The organism is Microbulbifer weihaiensis, from assembly GCF_048323715.1.
In the GTDB taxonomy this organism is placed as follows: domain Bacteria; phylum Pseudomonadota; class Gammaproteobacteria; order Pseudomonadales; family Cellvibrionaceae; genus Microbulbifer.
On record NZ_JBLWFL010000005.1, the window covers coordinates 131,642 to 152,444 of the forward strand.

General features: G+C 57.2%; 16 protein-coding genes. 8 read left to right on the plus strand and 8 right to left on the minus strand.

The genetic code is table 11. From position 1 onward, the window contains the following. Window positions 1-3 precede the first annotated feature (3 nt). The 6 genes from ACNKU7_RS06870 (at window position 4) to ACNKU7_RS06895 (ending at window position 7,173) form a co-directional block, all read left to right on the plus strand. Window positions 4-609: a DUF4381 domain-containing protein gene (locus ACNKU7_RS06870; protein WP_418296233.1), complete on the plus strand. Its 606-nt coding sequence runs from the start codon at window positions 4-6 to the stop codon at window positions 607-609. Next, entirely contained in the window at window positions 606-1,613 is a 1,008-nt protein-coding gene (locus ACNKU7_RS06875) for a VWA domain-containing protein (RefSeq protein ID WP_418296234.1), read from the plus strand. Before ACNKU7_RS06870 ends, ACNKU7_RS06875 begins: the two co-directional genes overlap by 4 nt. After that, window positions 1,610-3,199 (plus strand): VWA domain-containing protein, encoded by a 1,590-nt coding sequence (locus tag ACNKU7_RS06880; RefSeq protein ID WP_418296235.1) that lies wholly within the window; start codon window positions 1,610-1,612, stop codon window positions 3,197-3,199. Before ACNKU7_RS06875 ends, ACNKU7_RS06880 begins: the two co-directional genes overlap by 4 nt. Further along, complete coding sequence (locus tag ACNKU7_RS06885) at window positions 3,196-4,428, plus strand: BatD family protein (protein WP_418296236.1); 1,233 nt, start codon at window positions 3,196-3,198, stop codon at window positions 4,426-4,428. Before ACNKU7_RS06880 ends, ACNKU7_RS06885 begins: the two co-directional genes overlap by 4 nt. A gap of 120 nt (window positions 4,429-4,548) precedes the next feature. Further along, window positions 4,549-5,556, plus strand: coding sequence for an HAD family hydrolase (locus ACNKU7_RS06890; RefSeq protein WP_418296237.1), 1,008 nt, complete (start codon window positions 4,549-4,551; stop codon window positions 5,554-5,556). Between the two features lie 45 nt (window positions 5,557-5,601). Further along, on the plus strand, window positions 5,602-7,173 hold the full coding sequence (locus ACNKU7_RS06895; RefSeq protein ID WP_418296238.1) for an arylsulfatase: 1,572 nt from the start codon (window positions 5,602-5,604) through the stop codon (window positions 7,171-7,173). A gap of 67 nt (window positions 7,174-7,240) precedes the next feature. Here ACNKU7_RS06895 and ACNKU7_RS06900 read toward each other — a convergent pair whose 3' ends face one another. From ACNKU7_RS06900 to ACNKU7_RS06925, 6 genes are all read right to left on the minus strand, one after another. After that, window positions 7,241-8,671 (minus strand): arylsulfatase, encoded by a 1,431-nt coding sequence (locus tag ACNKU7_RS06900; protein WP_418296478.1) that lies wholly within the window; start codon window positions 8,669-8,671, stop codon window positions 7,241-7,243. Then, the gene (locus tag ACNKU7_RS06905) at window positions 8,590-8,997 is read right to left on the minus strand and encodes a hypothetical protein (protein ID WP_418296239.1); all 408 of its coding nucleotides are present in this window, start codon (window positions 8,995-8,997) and stop codon (window positions 8,590-8,592) included. Before ACNKU7_RS06905 ends, ACNKU7_RS06900 begins: the two co-directional genes overlap by 82 nt. A 42-nt stretch (window positions 8,998-9,039) precedes the next feature. Further along, on the minus strand, window positions 9,040-9,471 hold the full coding sequence (locus ACNKU7_RS06910; RefSeq protein WP_418296240.1) for a LamG domain-containing protein: 432 nt from the start codon (window positions 9,469-9,471) through the stop codon (window positions 9,040-9,042). A gap of 228 nt (window positions 9,472-9,699) precedes the next feature. Next, window positions 9,700-11,694 carry a DUF3604 domain-containing protein gene (locus tag ACNKU7_RS06915; protein ID WP_418296241.1) on the minus strand — a complete coding sequence of 665 codons (1,995 nt, stop codon included), beginning with the start codon at window positions 11,692-11,694 and terminating at the stop codon, window positions 9,700-9,702. A 38-nt stretch (window positions 11,695-11,732) separates the two neighbouring features. Next, on the minus strand, window positions 11,733-13,721 hold the full coding sequence (locus tag ACNKU7_RS06920) for a DUF3604 domain-containing protein (protein ID WP_418296242.1): 1,989 nt from the start codon (window positions 13,719-13,721) through the stop codon (window positions 11,733-11,735). A 130-nt stretch (window positions 13,722-13,851) separates the two neighbouring features. Then, window positions 13,852-15,387, minus strand: a complete 1,536-nt coding sequence (locus tag ACNKU7_RS06925) for an arylsulfatase (protein WP_418296243.1) — start codon at window positions 15,385-15,387, stop codon at window positions 13,852-13,854. 235 nt (window positions 15,388-15,622) lie between these two features. Here ACNKU7_RS06925 and ACNKU7_RS06930 point away from each other — a divergent pair, with 235 nt between their 5' ends. After that, window positions 15,623-16,741: a cation diffusion facilitator family transporter gene (locus ACNKU7_RS06930; protein WP_418296244.1), complete on the plus strand. Its 1,119-nt coding sequence runs from the start codon at window positions 15,623-15,625 to the stop codon at window positions 16,739-16,741. An 87-nt stretch (window positions 16,742-16,828) separates the two neighbouring features. Here the strand turns inward: ACNKU7_RS06930 and ACNKU7_RS06935 are convergent, their stop codons facing one another. Both ACNKU7_RS06935 and ACNKU7_RS06940 read right to left on the minus strand, forming a co-directional pair. Next, window positions 16,829-17,152 carry a TfoX/Sxy family protein gene (locus ACNKU7_RS06935; protein ID WP_418296245.1) on the minus strand — a complete coding sequence of 108 codons (324 nt, stop codon included), beginning with the start codon at window positions 17,150-17,152 and terminating at the stop codon, window positions 16,829-16,831. 592 nt (window positions 17,153-17,744) lie between these two features. Then, a complete protein-coding gene (locus ACNKU7_RS06940; RefSeq protein WP_418296246.1) occupies window positions 17,745-18,905 on the minus strand; it encodes a sterol desaturase family protein in 1,161 nt (386 codons plus the stop codon). Window positions 18,906-19,101: 196 nt separating this feature from the next. On the opposite strand from ACNKU7_RS06940, the gene ACNKU7_RS06945 reads away from it, so the two are divergent. Continuing rightward, window positions 19,102-20,685: a PQQ-dependent sugar dehydrogenase gene (locus ACNKU7_RS06945; protein WP_418296247.1), complete on the plus strand. Its 1,584-nt coding sequence runs from the start codon at window positions 19,102-19,104 to the stop codon at window positions 20,683-20,685. Window positions 20,686-20,803 lie beyond the last annotated feature (118 nt).

The window sequence follows — 20,803 nt, forward strand, 5'->3', positions numbered from 1 at the left end:
CCGATGCAGGAGACCATCCCCAAATCCCCGCCACAGGAAACTGGTCCGGGAGAGAATCCAGCAAACACCAACCCTGCGGCCGCGGAAGAAACCCTGCCGGATATGCTCGCGCAGCTGGTACCGCCGCCGGAGCCACCGGCGGTTTCAATGTGGCCGGTAACGCCCGCCGCTAAAGGTCTCAGTGCGCTACTGCTACTACTGTTGCTGTTGCTTATCTGGCGGCAAATACAGATCTATCGCGCCAACGCCTATCGCCGCGCTGCCCTCGCTGAATTGCAGCAGGCCCAGGACGATCCAGCACAGGTCGCCGAAATACTGCGCCGCACTGCGCTGGCGGCCTACCCCCGCGAGCAAGTGGCTGGACTGACCGGCGACGACTGGCTCGCCTTTCTCAACCAGGGCTACCCGGGGGATGCGTTTACCGGCGAAGTGGGTCGCGCCCTGTTACAGGGCCCCTATCGCAAGGTCGCGCCGGCACAGTCCAGCGAGCTGGCAAGGGCCGCTCGGGACTGGATTCGCCGACACAGGGTTACCCGTCCGACGCTGTTCAGTTCGTTTTTTCCGAGAAAGGTCGTGGAGACTGCAGAGACGATGGAGAAAGCCCCGTGATCAGTTTTGCCGCGCCATGGGCCTTTCTATTGCTGCCGCTGCCGTTTCTGGTGTGGAAGTTCGCACCGGCCCACCGCGAGCGGGTGCGCGCCCTGCGGGTGCCGTTTTTCCGGCAGTTGGTCGCCGCCATCGGCATCCAGCCGGGTTCCGGTGCGGTGGTGCTCGACCGCAGCCGATGGCAGTGGCTGCTGGGCGCATTGATCTGGGCGCTGATCGTCACCGCGCTGGCGCGCCCCGAATACGAGGGGGATGCGGTGAGCCTGCAGAAACCGGCACGGGACCTGATCGTCGCCGTGGATATTTCCGGGTCTATGGAGCAGGAAGATTTCATTGCCAGTGATGGCAAAAAAATGCAGCGCCTCGACGGCGTCAAACAGGTGCTAAAGCCGTTTCTGGAAGGCCGCGAAGGCGAGCGTGTGGCACTGATTGTGTTCGGCACCAAGGCCTTCGTGCAGGCACCACTGACCACCGATCTGGATACCCTACTGGAACTGCTGCAGGAAACCGATGTGGGCATGGCCGGCCCGCACACCGCACTGGGCGACGCCATCGGCCTCGCCATACGCCAGTTTGAAAGCAGTGAAGTGGAACAGCGCCTGCTGATCCTGCTGAGCGACGGCAGCGATACCGCCAGTACCATGAGCCCGGTCAATGCCGCCGCCATTGCCGCCCAGCGCAAGGTGAAGATTCTCACCATCGGTGTGGGTGACCCAAACAGTGAAGAAAAAGAAAACCGTGTGGATGTGGACACCCTCAAGGCCATCGCCAAACGCACCGGTGGCCAGTTCTTTTTTGCCAACGACGAAAAAGCCCTGGCCGGGGTCTATAACCAGATCGACCAGCTGGCACCGAAAATGGTCGACAGCGAAACCTACCGTCCCCACCACTCCCTGGCGCACTGGCCCATGGGTCTCGCCCTGCTACTGAGCCTGCTCGGTCTGGCCAGCCGTCTGCTGCCACGCGCTGGCTGGCGCCCATCCGGACAGCGCAGGACGGCACCATGAGCAACCTGTTCGCGGGGCTTTCCGCATTCCACTTCCTGCGCCCGGCATGGCTGCTGCTGTTGCCACTGGTTCTGCTGCTGTGGTGGTACCTGCGCCGCGATCGTCGCCGTGGTGCCGAAACCAGCGGACAGATCGCCCCGCACCTGGCCAAAGCCCTCGCGGTGGGTGATCGAACCAGGCCCCATTTCAAGCCGGTGGACCTGATCGCCCTGCTGCTCGCGCTGCTGATCCTCGGCACCGCCGGCCCCAGCTGGACGCGCCTGCCCGACCCACTGATGGCAAAAACCACACCGCTGGTGGTGGTGCTTAAAGTCAGCGACAGCATGCTGGAAAAAGATGTTCCCCCTCAACGCCTCGCGCGCGCCAAACAGAAGGTACTCGACCTGCTGGAAACCCGCGACGGTGCACCCACCGCACTGGTGGCCTACGCCGGTAGCGCCCACCGCGTTGTACCCCTCACTGACGACCCGGAACTGTTGCGCCCCTACCTCGACGGGCTGAGTCCCGAGGTGATGCCAGTAAAGGGAGAAAACGCCGCAGCGGCACTCAAGCTTGCCGAGCAGATACTCGCCAAGGACGAGACGCCCGGCGGCATCCTGTTTTTGCTCGACACCCTCAGCGATGGCGATGCCAGCGCCATGTCTCAGCGCGACGGCAACAATGGCCTGGGCTTCCTGCTGGTGGCGCCCGGTAATGTGGATGGCGGTGCGGTTTCCAAAGTGCGCGGAGCCAGGGTGGAAAGAGTGACGCCCAACCAAAGCGACCTGTCTGCTCTCAACCGCTTTTTCGACAGCGCCTTCCGCCAGGCGCTGGCGTCGGACAAGAACCTGCAGTGGGAAGACCGCGGCTGGTGGCTGGCGTGGCCAGCGGCGTTACTGGCCCTGCTGTGGTTCCGCCGCGGCTGGGCCATGTCCAGAAGAGCCGCCCCTGTCAGCACCAGCCTGATTCTGATTATGCTGTGCCTGCAGTTTTCCCCCGACAGTGCCACTGCACAGACGAGTAACAGGGGCGGCGGGTTGCTCGGATGGCTGTTCACCCCGGATCAACAGGGCCAGTGGTTTACCTTCCGCAAAGACTATCGCCGCGCCGCCGCCAGTTTTCAGGATCCATATCGAAAGGGCTACGCGCTCTACCAGGCCGGGCAGTTTGAAGACGCAGCCAACGTGCTCGCCGAGCTGGATACGCCGGAAGCCGTATTTACCCGAGCCATGGCAATGAGCAAAACCGGCCAATACGAAGGCGCCATTGCCGCCTATCAGCATGTGTTGCAACTGGATCCGGAATTTCCCGGCGCACAGAAAAACCTGGAGTTGACGAAAAAAATCCTCGCCTATATGGAGAAAACCCGCGGGGAGGAAGACGAGGAACTGACCAAGTCTGACGAAGAAGGCGAGGAATCCGAGCTGGAGCAGCCCGAGCAGGAACAGCAGGAACAGGACAAGGGGAAAAAAGACAAACCGGTCAGCGCAGACCAGTGGATGTCCACCCTCGACACCGGTACCAGCGAATATCTCAAGCAGCGCTTTGCCGCCGAAGCCAGCACTGCGAACAGCAATGAAAGCAATAGCGGGGAGAACCGTCCGTGAAGCCATGGCTGCTTTCTATCGCACTCTGGCTGTTTACCAGCGTAATGGCCATGGCGGCGGACAGTCCCAAGATCGAGTTCAAGCTGTCCAATGAGAAAGCCGTTCCCGGCGAGTCCATCTCGCTGTTCGTCACCATTCTGGTGCCCACCTGGATGACCCAGCCTCCGGACTTCCCGGAGTTTGACCAACCGAATCTCTCCGTCACCCTGCCCGCCCGCTCATCCCTCGCGGTGAGCCAGGTGATCGACGGCCAAACCTGGTCCGGGGTCACCCGCGAATACCTGATCATACCGCTGGCACCGGGCAGCTACCGCCTTCCCGCCGGACAGATAAAAGTTGCCTACAAAAACCCCGACGGAGGCGACGACCTGCAAGCCACGCTGGATCTTGCGCCGCCGCCCATCAGCGTGGGCACACCGAAAGGCGCCGAAGGGCTAAATCCGTTTATCGCCGCCCGTGACCTGACTCTCACGCAGGAAATTGAAGGAGAACCGGAAAAACTGCGCGCCGGTGACGCCTTTTCCCGCACCGTTACCGCCACCATCGAGGGTTCGACGGTAATGTTCATTCCACAGCTGTTGAATACCCGCAGTCCGGAAGGACTGGCCGCCTACGCCGATGCCCACAAGGCCCGGGACGCAACCGATCCCCGCACGGATGAAACCACCGGCACCCGCAGCGAGCGCGTGACCTATGTGGCAGAGAGCGGCGTGCGCGGCACACTGCCCGCGGTAACCCTGCGCTGGTACGACCTGGACGACGGAACCATCAAAACCAGCAGCGTGGACGCCATCAAAGTGCACGCCCGCGGATCCGGGCCATTAACCGGCACCAGCCTGTGGGAAAAACTTCTCATACTTGTGGCCACAGCACTCGGCATCTGGCTACTGTTTCAATGGGCACGACCAAAAGTCCTTGCCCTGCAAAAGCAGCGTGAACAGCGCGCCAGAACCTCCGGCAAACTCGCCTGGCAACAACTGCAAACAGCATGTGTCGCGCGCGATTACCCGGCAGTGCTACAGGCCCTGTCTGAGTACAAAGTACGCCAGCCGGCTTCCGCGAAAACTCTGCAGCCAGCCCTGCTCACACTGGGCGCGTCGCAGTATGGCCTGGCATCTCCGGGGGCGAACCCAGACGCTGCCTGGCAGCAGCTGGCACAGGCCATCGACGCGCTGAAGCCCGCTGCAACCGGCCAGCCTCAGGCCGCGCTGCCTCCACTGAACCCCTGAAAAATTCTTGCCCCCGAGATTCCTTGCGCAACTTTACATACGCAAGTGGAAAATTCCGTCTAGGGTAAATAGAAGCAAGGCTATATCCGCCAAATCCTCATGCTGTGTAGAGGAACCTTCATGCTCGATCGACTAAAGATTCACTCATGGCTCGCCGCCAGCCTGTTTTTCCTGTGCCTGGCCAACGTCGCTGCAGTCCAGGCTGCAGATCCGCTGCCCTCCTGGAATGCGGGGCCAACCAAAGACGCGATTGTCGAATTTGTGGAAAAAGTGACGAAGGATGGTTCCCCGGACTTCGTGCCGGAAAATCAGCGTATCGCCACTTTCGATAACGACGGCACCCTGTGGGCAGAACAGCCGCTCTATTTCCAGTTCATCTATGGCCGGGATCAGGTCAGGAAAATGGCTGCTCAGCACCCGGAGTGGAAAACCGAGGAGCCCTTCGCCTCTATTCTCAAGGGCGACACCAAAAAGGTGCTGGCGAGCGGCGAGGCAGGCCTGATGAAAGTCATCGCCGCCACCCACGCCAACATGACCGCAGAGGAATTTCGGGCGAACGCAGCCGATTGGCTCAAGACCGCGCGTCACCCGAAAACCAACCGGCCATACACTGAAATGATCTACCAGCCCATGCTTGAGCTGCTGGACTACCTGCGCGCGAATGGCTTCAAGACATTTATCGTCTCCGGTGGTGGGGCGGATTTTATCCGCGTATTCGCAGAGCAGGCGTACGGCATTCCCCCGGACCAGGTGGTGGGTACCAGCCTCAGGGCCAAATACGAAGTGCGCGACGGCAAGCCGGTGATCGTCAAGCTGCCGGAGATCAATCTGGTGGATGACAAGGAAGGTAAGCCCGTCGGTATTCACCAGTACATAGGCCAGCGCCCCATATTTGTGGCCGGTAATTCCGATGGCGATTACCAGATGCTGGAATGGGCAACCGCCGGTGATGGCCCACGCTTTGGCATCATCCTGCACCATACCGATGGCAAACGGGAATGGGCTTACGACCGCGACTCTCACATCGGCCAACTAGACAAAGGGCTCGATGACGCCAGCAAAAAAGGCTGGACCGTCATCGACATGCAAAAAGACTGGAAAACTGTCTTCCCGCCAACCAAGCAGTAACCCTGTCACTGAAAACCTTTTGATGTATTCCTCCCGGAGGAGAAAATGGTTCGTTCATACCTTAAACGAATGTTACGATTGCCGATAGCGGCTACCTCCATAGCCCTGATGTGCCTCGGCCATAGTGCCGCCCAGGCACAGGACAAACCCAACATCCTGGTGATCTGGGGCGATGACATCGGTGTGTGGAATATCAGCTTCAATAGCCGGGGCATGATGGGATACAAGACACCGAATATCGACCGCATTGCCAAAGAAGGCTTGTCGTTCACCGATTACTACGGCCAGCAATCCTGCACCGCGGGGCGCGCTGCATTTGTGGGGGGTAACGTTCCCATACGCACAGGCATGACCAAAGTTGGCTTGCCCGGCGCCAAAGAGGGTTGGCAAGAGACCGACGTCACCATCGCTACCGTGATGAAAAGCCAGGGGTACGCCACTGGCCAGTTCGGCAAGAACCACTTTGGTGACCGCGATGAACACCTGCCGACCAATCATGGCTTTGATGTTTTCTTCGGCAACCTCTACCACCTCAATGCGGAGCAGGAGCCGGAAAACCGGGACTACCCGAAAGACCCCAATTTCCGCAAAAAATTCGGCCCGCGCGGCGTGATCAAAGCCAGCGCGGACGGCAAGATTGAAGACACCGGGCCGCTAACCATGAAGCGCATGGAAACCGTCGACGAAGAAACCCTCGCCGCGGCCATGGACTTTATCAAACAGCAGGTCAATGCCGGCAAACCCTTCTTCGTATGGTGGAATGCCACCCGCATGCACTTCCCCACCTATGTGAAGGAAGACCACAAAAATCTCGCCGGCCCGCAAAGTAACATGTATGCCGACGGCATGGTCGAGCACGACCAGCATGTTGGGAAACTGCTGGATCTACTCGACGAACTGAAGATCGCCGACAACACCATCGTTTTCTACTCCACCGACAATGGCCCGCACTTCAATACCTGGCCGGATGCGGGTACCACGATCTTCCGCAGCGAGAAAAACTCCAACTGGGAGGGCGCTTATCGTGTTCCAGCCTTCGTGCGCTGGCCGGGCAAGTTCCCTGCGGGCACAACCCTGAACGGTATCGTGGGTCATGAAGACTGGCTGCCAACCTTTGCGGCTGTGGCCGGCAACACCAAAATCAAGGAACAGCTGCTCAAAGGTGTGAACCTGAATGGCCGCAAGTACCGCAACTATATCGACGGTACCAATATGCTGGACTATTTCATGGGCAAAACTGAAGAATCACCGCGCAAACAGTTCATCTACGTCAATGATGACGGCCATATTGTGGCCATGCGCTACGATGCCTGGAAAGCCGTGTTTCTGGAGAACCGCGGTAAAGCCTTTGGTGTATGGATGGAACCCTTTACCGAGCTGCGCGTGCCGCTCATATTCAACCTGCGCCGGGATCCCATGGAGCGCGCCCAGCACAACGCCAACGGCTACTACAATTGGCTGATGGATCGCGCCTTTGTGCTGGTGCCTCTGCAACAGATGGCCGGCCAGTTCCTGCAAACCATGAAAGACTATCCACCGAGCCAGACGCCCGGGTCCTTTAACCTGAAAAAAATTGAGGAGCAGCTAAAGGCGGGCACGGAAGGTGTGACCCATTAACAACGGTGCATCCGCCCACACCATAAAAAGGCCCCGGAATACGGGGCCTTTTTTATCAACATATCCGTCAGTTTCCGGTGGGAAGAGGTATCTTCACGCCTTCCTTCTCCAGCTGCTCGCGCACCCACTGGAACCGCTGGTAGCCACTGATCGTAATGGGGCCGGAATAGCTTTCACTCTGCAGTTTCCGCGGCGGATACTTGACGTAGGTTTTCACCAGATCTTCAATCTCCTTACTGATCGACACCATGGTCCAGGTGCGCTCGGTAAAGTTATTCATAAACAGGTCGTAGCGCTCCTGGGGGTCCTGCCAGAGATCAAACACCTGCGGTACTGTGGCGACATATTTTGACTCGCCTTTCCAGCCGAGATTGCTGTCTACCGCGAGGCCACCGGTATGCGCACCGTCATCCCCACGCAGGTTGAATACCGCCTTGTAGTTACCCACCCGCGCGGCACCGGGTGAAAGCTCGTCTTCGGTGAAATAGAACCAGGCTGTGCGCGCACTCTTGCCGCTTCCGGTGAGTAGCGGGGTCATATCGAAGCTATCGAAAACAATCGGCTGGCCTTCGCGATCTTCGGTCGGCAATGTCACGCCGGCCACCGAGGCAAAGGTGGCCATCAGGTCGAGTCCACCGGCGATATCGTGGTTGCGCACGTTGGGCTTGATTTTACCGGGCCAGACTGCGATTGCCGGTACCCGATTCCCGCCCTCGCGTACCGTGCCCTTGGTACCGCGGAAAGGCGTATAGCCCGCATCAGGGAACACATCCTGCCAGGCACCATTGTCCACGGTGTAAAAGACCAGGGTATTTTTATCCAGCCCCAGTTCCCGCAGCTTGTCCAATACATTGCCAATACGCGTATCCAGCTCAACCACCGCGTCGGCGTACTTGGACTTCGACATGGAGGTATGCTTGAACTCCGGCGCCGGCATGTTGGGCTGGTGGTTCTTCATAAAGTTGATGTTGATGAAGAACGGTGTACCGGGGTTTTTCGCCGCGTCCTCAAGAAATTCGATCCCAGACTTCTCTACATAGCTGTCCACGAACGGCAGACCGACCACGCCCTTGCCGGGGGTGTTGTCGTACTGGCCGTTTACCTTCCAGTCTTCCTTCGCTGTTTCTCCCGCATTACCGGAAAGAGATCCCTTGGTGACCTTCTTGAACATGTCCCGCAGTTTCGGATCCATATCCGGGAACCAAGTGGGATCCGCATAGGTATAAGCATTGGCATGGTAGAGGAAGGCGTGCTTCATCACGTCGTAGCCCTGGGCGTTGGGCAGTGCGTAATCCGACTCCCCCAGGTGCCACTTGCCGGTAAAGTAGGTTTTGTAGCCCGCAGTTTTCAGAACGGATGCCAGGGTCCACTCGGCTTTTGGCAGGCCGCCGCCCTGCCCCTGGAACGCCACCGTCGTCATGCCACTGCGGTTGGGAATCCGCCCCGTCTGGATGGCCGCGCGTCCCGGCGTGCAGCTGGGCTGGGCTGGGCGTAAAATGAAAAGAAGGTCATGCCTTCCGCCGCCATGCGATCAATATTCGGAGTCGGCATCCCGCGCCCTTCGCCACCACCGTATGGGCCCAGATCCCCGTAGCCGGTGTCGTCGGATACGATCAGCAGGATATTCGGTTTTCCGCTGGCGCTGGTGGTCGTGGTTTCGACGGCGACCGGCTCTGTCTGGTCCGACGCCGCCTCGTCCAGTTGCGGTGCGGCTTCCGCAGTGGCCACTCCGGGCAACCGGGCACTGATTTCTGAATCCAGATTGTCATCGCCACATCCGGCCATAGCCAGTGGAATGATTAAGAGGGAAAGCAAAAGACGCACAGGAAAATCCTTTTTTCTAACGGGTGCAAACTCTGTGGGAAGTTACTTCATCTCCACCACGACTTTTTCAATCTCGCCGGTAAATGCATTCGGCGGCTCGTATTCGTGGGTCACCGGCTGCCCGGTGTCTTCGCCGATACCGAAGGTATCAATGCCGAAGCGGCCGGCAATGGTCTGTTTCAGTTCGCCGGTGGCCACAGATTCGCCATTGACCTTCAGTGTCAGCTTCGCTGCGCCGCCGGGCTTGTCGCCCTGGTAGTCGAAGTCCACTTCAATGGTGGCGTCACCGGAGACCGCCTTGCTGCCCTTGAGCGTGGTGTGTTCTTCAAAGAAGTTGTAATCGAACACCGGCACACCTTTGTCGAGATACAGCACCAGTCCGACGGCCACGCCGCCCACTGCAAGGATCACACCTTGGCTCTTGGCACCCTCGGCTTTTACGTTGGCGGTGAGAGTCCAGAAAGCATTTTTCATGGAGGGCCCGGCCACTTTCGGGATGCAGGTGGCGCCGCCTCACGGGAGCAACCAACCGTTGCCAGGGAAAGCACGAGAGCCGTTATGGCCGCAACTTTAACCTTCGCCATCTGCTTCCGTTCCTTGAACACGCTGTTCTGTACGTAAAATTCAGCTCGTCGCACTCAATCACTGCATCAGCATTGAACTGCAGTGCGCGGGAATATTTCCCGCGTGTACCAGTCCGATTCAGGGCGTATACCAGATCGGTGAAGACCAGGCGCGCTCGCGTACGGTTTTGGGCAAGTCCTTGGGATGCTCCACACCCGCTTTTTTCGCGTCGTACATGCTCCAGCGGCACACCGGGTTTTCCAGCACACGGGCGTAGTAGAAGGCGTGTTCGGCAGGGTCAAAATCCGGATCGGTCCAGGTGGCCGCCAGTTGCGCGTCGCCCTTGTCGGTGCTGATGGAACAGTCTTCCAGATTGACGGTAGCGCCGTTGTCCGGGCACCGGTGGGTTTTTGGATCGGGCGCGGCGCCGTCGGAACAGGCCACGTCGTAGGTCATTTCTTCCAACTTGTCGTCGGCGGTGCGCCAGCCCTTGATGACCTGCAGGCGCGCCAGCGGCGCACTGTTCGGATCGCGCTGCGCCCACACCATCAGGGTCGGCGCCTTGCCTTCTGGCGCCTTACCCAGATCACTGCCCTGGGGCACACCGGTCTGGTAGCCCACTTCCACCCAGTTGTTCTGGGTGGCCAGATCAGCGGGAAAGTCGTAGCCGGCAAACAGCCGGATCTTAGTGCGCGTGCCGCTGGTGCCGAAGGTTTCCTTGCGATGCAGCGCATCCCAGATGCCTTCACGGGTATTGCTCTCCGCCCAGACCCCGGCAATGCCACCGGGGTTGTAGCGTTTGGTGGGATCGTCCTCCGCACTGAGCCCCATGGCCTGGGCGGTAGGGTTCAGCTCCATGCCCAGGCGCACTTTCGGCGTGGCGTCGTTATTTGCGTAGTGGCCCTCGAAATCGCTCTCAGTGGTATCACTGGGCGTGCCATTGTGATTATCCGTCGAGCCGATGATGCCCTGCTTGAACGGGTTTACACCCAGTGCCTCCTGGTGGCGCAGGCCGAATTTGAGACCATTGCGCACGAGCCCGTAGTCATTTGTACAGCTCACTGAGCTGTCGCCAGTACACTTCTGAAACACCATTTCAAAATTGCAGGCCTCATCCGAGGTCATGATGCCATCCTGGCATTCGGAATTGCCCTTGACCTGCATCACTTCTACCAGCCGATCCATACGCTCGCGCAGCTCGACGATATCCTGGGTCCATTCGGTTCCATCCGAATTTTTGCCCCAGTAGAGGCGCCCCCAATAGAAATTCGGGTTGTGCGGAATGGTGAGTACCTGGCAATCACCGGTGCAACTGCTATCGAGCCAGCGCAACAGGTCTTCGGGTTTACCCTCAAAAGCGGAGAACACCGTCTCCGGCACTTTGTCTGTGCGAAAAATCACATTGCGGTGCATCATGCCACCGCCGCCTTCCGGCGCACCGGCCGAGTATTCGAACGCGACAAACGACGTAAATTTTCCAGGCTCATAATTTTCAGCGGCCGCCTGCTGGATACGAGACCATGGATTGGACACTGCTTCCACACAGGTTTTTCCATCGTCACCACAGATCTCCACCAGCCGCTTTGCAGGGACTTTTGACACCCCGGCGAAAACCTCCTGGAAGATTTTCATTTCATTGGCGCGTATGCCTTTACAGACTTCAGTGTCGTAACCCTTCATCTCCGGATTGGTGCAGATTTCATACTCTCCCAGCGCTTCCGCATGGTCGGTAACGGCGACAAAATCCAGCGGCGCTACGATTTTCTTCTCTACGCCAGTAGGCAGCTTCACCGTCTCGCCTTTGGCAAACCGATAGGCGGAAAAGGGATCGTTCAGGGCATTGCCGAAGATATACGCATCCAGGGAATAGGCGGTATGAATATGCAGCTCGCCAAAGTAGGCGTCCCGCAGCGGATTTTTCCGAACATCATCACCGCTTGTATCACCTGTAGTATCGGCTGCCGTGCCGGCTGATGCCGAAGCGCTGTCTTTCGGCCCGGTGGCTTCTGGCTCATCAATCTCAGAGGTGACATCCAGCCCGAGATTTTTATCGGCTGCGGTTTTTTCCGGTTCAGATTTACTACCACAGGCAGCCATCAGAGCTGCCAGTATCAGTGAAAGAAAAATACGCATGGGGAGTCCTCAATCCTTAATTTATGATCCAGGTGCCCTTATGGCGTGTACCAGATGGGACTGGAAAAGGCGCGTTCCTGCTGCACCATGGGTACCTTCTTGTCCATTTCGATTTTGTTGCGCACTTTGTCGTACAAAGTCCAGCGCGGTGTGGGGATCTGCAGCACGCGCAGGTAATACACTGCTTTGTGCGCAGGATTGAAATCCACATCCTCGAAATAACCCAGTAGCTGGGCGTCGCCGATATCGTTTTTATACGTCGCGTTTTCGAGATCAACGGAGTCCCCCACAGGCGGGATGTGCCCCTGCCCGTCCAGCTTGCGGTCGCCGGACCACTTGACGTTGTAGATTTTTTCATGGGTTTCGCCGTCGTCATCGACCCAGCCCTTGACGATCTGCACCCGATCCAGGTTGGCACCTTCAGGGTCTTTCATCGCCGCGACCAGAAACCTGATTTTCTGACCGGCTTTACCGCCGCTCAGTTTGGCGCCCATGGGTACACCTTTGGCGTAACCTGCTTCGGCCAGATCCCCTTCTGCGTCAGCCTGTTCGAAATCAAATCCGCCGAAGAAACGCACTGTCATGCGCGGGCCGGTGGTGGCGAAGGTCTCCTTGCGCATCATCGCGTCCCAGATGGCCTCGCGGGTATTCTCCCTGGCCCACACGCCCATCGTGCCTGACGCCGCCATTTCCCAGCCCATGTAGCTGTCGGTGGGCCCGCTCAACAGCGGAAAGTCCCAGCGGGTCTTGTTACTGGGTTCCAGGGTTTTGAATTTTCCGAAGAAGTTATCGTCATCCGGCGTGGAGAGGCCTGTGTGCGTATCGGTTGCACCATTTGCCCCGTACTGGAATGGATTGGTGCCGAGTTCCTTTTCGAGACGCATCCCGGCCTTGAGCGCGGGGCGCCAGTATTCGTACGGGAAGGAACCGGGCGGCTTGGGCTTCAGGATCAGATTGCCGCGATCCCACAGATCCCAGTTGGCAAACTCATCTTCCGGCGACAGGCTCGGGTGGGATTCACTCTGGCCCTTGATCTGGGTAACTTCGTACAGCGGTTCGTAGCGGGCACGCATTTCCGCCCACTCCCTGGTCATGGGCGAGCCGTCGAAGCGTTTTTCCTCGAACATGCGGCCATTGGACATATTGCCGTTGTGCGGGATCGCCAGCACCCGGCCGCCGGTCTTGTCTTCGTAGGCTTTCATCCACGCCCAGAGTTTTTCCGGATCCTGCGTCTCGAATGTGGTGAGAGGCAACAGGCTGCGGGTCTTGCTGGCATCGTCGCGGAAGATCACATTGCGATGGAGGTTGTCACCGCCATCCGCATTCACCGTCCACTCGTAGGCAATGAATGTGGAAAACTCGCCGGGTTTGTAGAACTTCTCCGCGGCGTCCACGGTTTTCTCCCATGCGGACTTCATCCACTTGGGATCCATCACTTCCTTGGGCAGCTTGCCCTCGGACTGCATCACGATGAGTTCGCTCTTGGCATCCGCCGCTTTTTTTTCATCGCCTGAATTGAGCGCTTCATTCCAGCGCTTCAGCATCGGATCCGACATCATTTCCGGATTGCCGGCGATGAGTTCATTGATCACGCCCATGCCATCGGAATGGTCGGTAATCATGAACCAGTCGTATGGGCGCGCGAGCTTGGCCTTGAGCCCGCTGTTGGAAGTCACCTCTTCACCAAGGGCAAATCGATAGGCATCCTCTGGCGTAAGAATGGCGCCGTCCATACCCGCATCGGCCGACCAGCCAGTGTGCACATGGGTATCGCCGAAGTAAGCCTGGGTTGGATAGCTGGAACGTTCAGTATCGGAACCGAGTTCTTCACTGATGATTTTCTCGTTTTTCGTCGAATCATCGGTCGTAGACTGTGTGCCGGTCTCTATTTGAGGCTTCCCTTCTGCCCGTGTCGTCTCTTTTGTAATTTCGACTTCGGTTGCTGGCTTCCCCTGTTTCTCTCCACTACAGGCAGACAACGCAATAACCGCAGCGAGAACCGAAAAACCCCATCCTTGCTTATTCATACCGGCCTTCGAATTTTCATGTGTTTAATGAAGTTTGCCCCGCACCATGGGCAACGCCAGAGTCAGTGGCGATCGCGTATAGTGACGGGGCAAAAACTACGCCTTTAGTACGTTATCAACCTACATGCTGCTACCGTTGCTGGCCCGCAAGTGAATTGATCAGCGTGCTGACCTCCCCAACCTGCGCAGAAAAGCTCTTCTGCACGGGCGGAAATTCCTGGAAGCTTTTAACGAACTGTTGGATCTGTGCACCGGCCGGGCCGAGCGTCCAGCTGCGGTTTTCCGCCCACTCATCGTAACCGCGGGCGTCGATAAAGCGTTCAAACGGATCCAGTTTCAGGTTGACGATATATGGGGTAGTCAGGGGTATCTGACTTCCCCGGAACCATTCTTCCTGATCGATGAACAGGAACTTCCAGTCGCCATGGCGCATGCCGTGGAAGGTGGTTTCGGTGAAGTAGTAGAATTCCTTGCGCTTGGTTTTTCCCTGCTTTAGCAGCAAGTCTGTCTGGTCGTAACCATCGAGATGCACCTTGAAGCTCTTGTCGCCGATCTTGGTTCCCGAAAGCAGCTTTTCCTTGATGTCTTTTTCACCGACGATGGCCATGATGGTCGGCACCCAATCCTCCATGGTCATAAATTCACCGGTGGAAACACCTGCGGGAATACGGCCTTTCCATTTCACGAGCATCGGTACGCGAAAACCGCCTTCCCAGCCGCCGACACCTTTTTCCCCATGGAACGGCTGGTTGCCACCATCGGGCCAGGAGTTCGACGCCGCACCGTTGTCGGTGGAGAACATGACCAGCGTATTGTCGGCCACCCCGAGTTTGTCGAGCAGATCCAGTAGCTCACCGACGTCATCATCCAGTTCCATCATGCCGTCGGCGTAGATGCCATAGCCACTTTTTCCCGCATATTCCTTACTCAGGTTGGTGCGGTAATGCATACGTGTCGTGTTGTGCCAGACGAAGAATGGTTTTTTGGCTTTCACCGCATCGGTAATAAAGCGCTTGGATTGCTCCAGTACTTCCTGATCGATATTGCGCTGCCGTTCTTTTCCCCAGGCGCCCATGTCCTCGATTTTCTGCTTGCCATCGGCCATTGCCTTCGAGTGGATAATGCCGCGCATTTTCAGCCCGAATTGTTTCTGGACTGCGGGGTCTTTGGGATAGTCGTATTGCTCTGGGTATTCACCGGCATTCAGGTGGTAGAGGATGCCAAAAAATTCATCAAAACCGTGAGCAGTTGGCAGATGCTCATCCCGGTCGCCCAGATGGTTCTTGCCAAACTGGCCGGTAACATAACCATGAGGTTTGAGCATTTCTGCCAGGGTTGGCGTCTCTGCTTTCAAACCCTGCTCAGCGCCAGGCAAACCCACCGTACTGAGGCCAATACGTATGGGATACTGGCCGGTAATAAAGGCTGCCCGCCCCGCAGTACAGGATGCCTGGGCATAATGATCCATGAAAATCATGCCTTCTTTGGCGATGCGATCAATATTGGGGGTTGAACCACCCATCATACCGCGGTGATAGGCGCTGACATTCCACATGCCAATGTCATCCCCCCAGATGATGAGGATATTGGGCTTATCTGCGGCGCTTGCAGACATCGAGGCAAAAAGCGCTATCGCCATCAACCATAAGTGAAACGTGTTTTTCATATTCTCCCTCTGAAAAAACAGCCGCGACAAAAATCAAATTACAAATCCGAGGGAAGTATAGGCAGAGGAAATCATCTCAATCGCTTAATGACGTTCCATACATTCCTTAATCAAACGTAATTTTCACAGTATTTTTCCTATACTTTTGGATCATCGCGCGACAGCGATCCTCGTTGGCGCTACAACATTCAATCCGCAACCACAGCGCACCTGCATCCGGCGATTGGGGGAAACCATGGCGCAAGGCTCAAAGAAAGCTGTCCTTTACGCGATTTGTGTCAATGCAATCATTACGGTGCTCAAAACCATCGCGGCACTGGTGACCCACTCTGCGGCAATGATGAATGAGGCGGTTCACAGCCTCATGGATACGCTGAATCAGATCTTCCTGCTGATTGGACTCAAGCGCGGCGGGCTTCCGGCAGACCAGGAGTATGCATTCGGCCACGGGCAGAAAAAGTACCTGTGGAACCTGTGGAGTGCGATCGGGCTTTTTTCCATCGGCTGTGGTCTCGGCCTGGCACACGCCTGGCACTCCTGGCACAAACTCGGACACTCCCAGGCACCGGAGTCGGTTTCTTTTCTGGGACTGGAGATTGCGCCGGTGTGGATATCGGCGGTGGTTCTGGTCATCGCCTTTTTACTCGAGGGCTACGTGCTGCTGGTGGCGGGCAAGGAATTTTTCTCACGCATGCGCGCGGCTGGTCGACGCAATCCCTTTGCTTACCTGATGTCGGCAGACGATCCAACCCTGCTCGCGGTGCTGTTGGAAGACTCCATCGCGGTGACCGGTGTGATTCTGGCGGCTACCGGTATCGCCATGACTTACACCACCGGTAACCCAAAGTGGGATATCGGCTTTTCCGTGTTGATCGCTTTGATGCTGGGGCTCACCGCAATCTTTCTCGGCAAGATCAATATGCGTTACCTTACCAGCGTGCGCGACCAGGGCGCCGAACGGGCGTTTCACGATATTGTGAAACACCACCGTGAGATCGAGCGCTACCACGACCTGCGCTCAGTGATCGTGGACGACACCCACACCGTAGTGGTGGCAGAAATAGAGTTGCGTGAGGAAGTGCTGATGCGCAATATGCGTGAGCGTATCGCTACCCATGAGCGGGAATTACTGGAGCGCGTACCGGAACATCGCCGCACCGATGCGGTGATTGAATACGCCGAAACCCGGGCCACGATTCAGGCGACGCTGGAAGCGACAGAACAGGTCATCGACTCTCTGGAAGCCGCACTGAAACAGCGGTGTCCGCAAGTGTTTCACCTGACTATTGAAATTGACGGTATTGCCGCGCCATCCAAGCTGGATGACCCGCAACAGCTGGAACGCGGACTCTGAGCCGGCAGCGTGGGGGATTATCCAATGCCAATGCGCCGAAGCACTCCTGCGTCGGCGCAATCAAGATACCGCTCGCCGCCGCGCGACTTACTTTGGCGGCAGGTTACCGGCAAACTCGACGCCCTTGTTAACCCAGGCATCAAGATCCTCGGCAATCGCATCTTCTTCTACATAAACCATGCCCTTGAGGGGCCGGCCCGTGTAGTCCATGGGGCGGGTATAGCGCTCACTGAGGGCGTCGTCGTAATTCTCGGGGCCGACCCGCACCATCAACTCCTCACCAACCACGCCACACGCCATATTGCCGTTCAACATGAACGCGAGACCGCCAAACATCTGCTTTTCGCTCAGGCCGTCATTCGGCTTCAGCAAGTCGCGCACCTTTTCCGCCAGCAGTTTGTTATATCCCATTGCCGTCTCCTTATGGGTCACCAATCCTTGCTACAGATCCTGCACTCGCCGCGGCGTGCCTGCCTTTGCTGAACGCAGAGGCCGACACCGGACGTAATTCCTGTTTAGTGATGAGGTCGCTATCGCGAAAGTTGTGGCAGCCTGTGCCACCTTTCGTGGCTGAGGGGCATCCAGAGATAGCTGAATACGCCGCCGCTCGCCGGTATACAGTGACACATAGTGCGCTAGGTTGCCGCTGGCGGCCCAGCCATTGCCCTGTTCACAGGTAGGCATCTGGTACTTCTGGGGAAGCCGCGCCAGGGGGAAATGCGCGACACTCATTCGTTGCACGGCGGCAATTCGCTCACGACGCTCGCGAGGAAGTGCTGAAATATACTCGGCAAGTAATTGCGGAAGTTTCACCATGCGTAAAAAGTTATTGCCGTTATTGTTTTAAGTGTAGACGAGAATATGAAATTTGCCCGCCACGCTGCGCATGGCGTCCCGGAGCAAATGGCATCACACCAGTACGCAGCGCTCCAAATTCGACGTCAGGGGCCCTGCCCGCCCCTGACTCATTTACTGCGCTACTCGCTTGCCCCGTTTAACCCACCTACCCGACGCTACGCGACCTGCGCATTTTCTGCACAGCCCTGAGTGGGTGAAGTAACTGGCCAATAAATGAACGCGGCAGACGCACGGTGGTTCCATACTCCGCTGGCCAGTGTTGCCCGGGCATATGGTAGGTATTGAAAAGGCGATCAAACAGTACTGTGTGCGCCGAATAGTTGGTGTCGATCGCCGGCTTTTCCGAGCTGTGGTGCCAGTGGTGAAATTGCGGCGTCACAAAAATGTATCTGAGGAATCCAAACGAAAAACGGACGTTGCAGTGAATCAGGATCGCCTGCAAGGCCGCAAAAGCCACATAGATATCCAGCGCGGTCTTGTCGGCCCCCAGTAGATACAGCGGTATCATCACCAGCGCGCGCTCGGAAAACACCTGGAAAAAATGCCCACGGGAACCCGCGAGCCAGTCCATTTGCTCCACCGAATGATGCACCGCATGCACAGGCCACAGCCAGCGTACCTCGTGGTAGAGACGGTGCTCCCAATACAGTACAAAGTCCGCGCACAGTACGATCAACACTACCTGCAGCCAGATGGGTACGCCCTGTACCACATCGTGTACCGCCGGGCTTAGGGCCCAGTCAAAATGGCTGGCGTGGTAGTTGCCATAAATGAGAATGGCGGAAATCGCCAGGTGGTTGAAACAGAAGTAGAAAAGATCCAGATCCCATTCCCGCCGCAGGATGACCTGGTTGCGATATTTCGGGAACAGCTTTTCCAGGGTCATGAACACGCCGACGGATCCGAGAAAGGCGAGGATCAGCCAGTCGACGCCCAGTGAGAGTCGCACCGGCTCCACCGGACCAACCGGGATGTTATATCCACCCAGGGCAAATCCCAGCAACGTGAGGCTGATTCCTGCCGTGCCCATACGGCGGTGACGACCAAATATAAAAGTGAGAACGCCAAACAGCAGCGAAAAGTACATACCGTACTTCAGTATCTGCTGCAGGAATTCCGCATCGTATACCTGGCGAAGTTCAATGGTAGTGAGGTACGCCGGATAGCGATAAGCAAGAACAGCGAGCAGGCTCAAAGCACCCAGGAATACTGAGGCATAGCCGCTGATTTTCCCTTCGCCAAAACGGAATTCGTTTTTCCGATCCAGAGTTACGCGCCGTTTGCGGTACTGATATTGCAGATCCATTGTCATCCTGCCCTGTTACATCCTTGAATTCGAGGCCGGCAATATTACCGTTTTATTTCCAACCAATATATATACAGTCGCTGATCCAAGTTTCTCTTAACAGACCAAGAAAGATCCGCTAACTTGCCGCCCCGGTCAGATCGACCAATCCACTGGCCACGACTGCCGGTGATCGGATTGTAAGAGTTTTTGAGTTATGGATTTACCCCGCACATGGATGACTGGGCTGGTGTTCGGCCTTTATGCATCCCTCTCCTCCGCAAATTATCAGCCCCTGGACAGCAACTGTGACGGCCTACCGCAACTGGCGGTGGGCACAATGGAGAATACCTGCCTCGGCCTGGTTGCAAATGCTGCCCGCGGTGCGGCCTTTATCAAACCACGCAAGGCCCTGGAAGTTTCACCGCAAAGGCAATTACTGGTTACCGATATGGGGGGCTGGGGCGCGAAACGCGGAATGCTCTGGTCGCTGGAATTTTCCGATGATCAGTACAGCCAGTTGCTCAGCGCACGCAAGTTATCCACAGGCCTGAACTTACCCCACGACATCAAGTTTGGCCCCGGTGGATACATCTACCTCGGTGAGGCCGACCGGATCACCCGCTTTCGCCTGCAAGGCGGCGAACTGACGCCGCCAGAAACCATCGTCGACAACCTGCCCTTTGCAGCGGGCAAACACCTGCACCCGCTGACCAGTTTTGTATTCCTTGCAAATGGTGACCTGCTTGTGAATGCGGGCTCCAGGACTGACGACTGCGGTTTGGCAGCCGGCCAGCAGCGCTGTGACGAAATTGCGGCTGTCGGACTGCGAAGATACCGTTACCTGCCCGAGACCGGTCGCTGGGACGCAAACTTCGAGCTCTACGCCAGTGGATTGCGCAATTCCGTCGCACTACTGGTACACCCAAGTGGAACCATACTACAGGCGGAGAACAGTACAGATCTCAAGGATGCGGAGGAGCCCCACGAAGAAATCAACATAATTCGCCGCGGTGGATTTTACGGTTGGCCCTATTGCGTCAACAGGAAGCTGGACACAGGCTACATTGCAGACGGCTGTAATCAACCGGATTACGTGGAGCCCTACAGCCTGATGCCGCCCCATGTAGCACCCCTGGATATGATCTATTACCGCGGTGACCGCATTCCCGCGCTGAAAAACCAGTTGCTCGTCAGCTGGCACGGCTATCGGGTTATCGGTAATCGCCTGGTGAGCTACCCCGTTAATGCGGAAGGATTGCCGCTACTGCGTGATCGCGTGACCTACCAGCGGGATCCTATCCCGCCGGAGCAAGCATTCACTTCGCACACCCTCGCGCCGCGCGATGGTAGCGGCGCAGATGCCCAGCACACGGAAGTAATCGGCCAGTGGAATCAGCAACAAGGCGTAAGGCCGGAAGGTGCCCCGGTGGGCCTGCTAGAGCTGCAGGATGGTTCAATACTAATTGTGGATGACAAGAACAAGGCGCTGCTGCGCCTATCCAATGGCCAACCCTACGTTGGCAAACAGCCTCGGATTCAGCAAGCAGCTATCGACGGCATCAACTTTGACGGCCCGGTAAAACACCTTCTGCTGGAAAATTGCGCCGGTTGCCACAATGAACTCCAGGGAAACCCCGGGCAACTGCTGAACCGAGAGGACGGATGGTTGCAACAAGCCGATGGCGTGACGTTACTGGAACGAAAGCTCACCAGCGAATCTGGCTTTATGCCGCCAACGGGTAAGCTGCAAAACAGTTCGATAGCCAAGATTCTTGCTTCGCTGAATACGCCCAAATGATTTTTTAAAAATCACGCAGTATATGGTCGTAAAAATAGCTAACCCACAAAAAAATCCGCTGAATTTAGTGGGCTTTACCGTGGGTTAGCAGATTTATAGCTGCACAAGCATCGTTTTC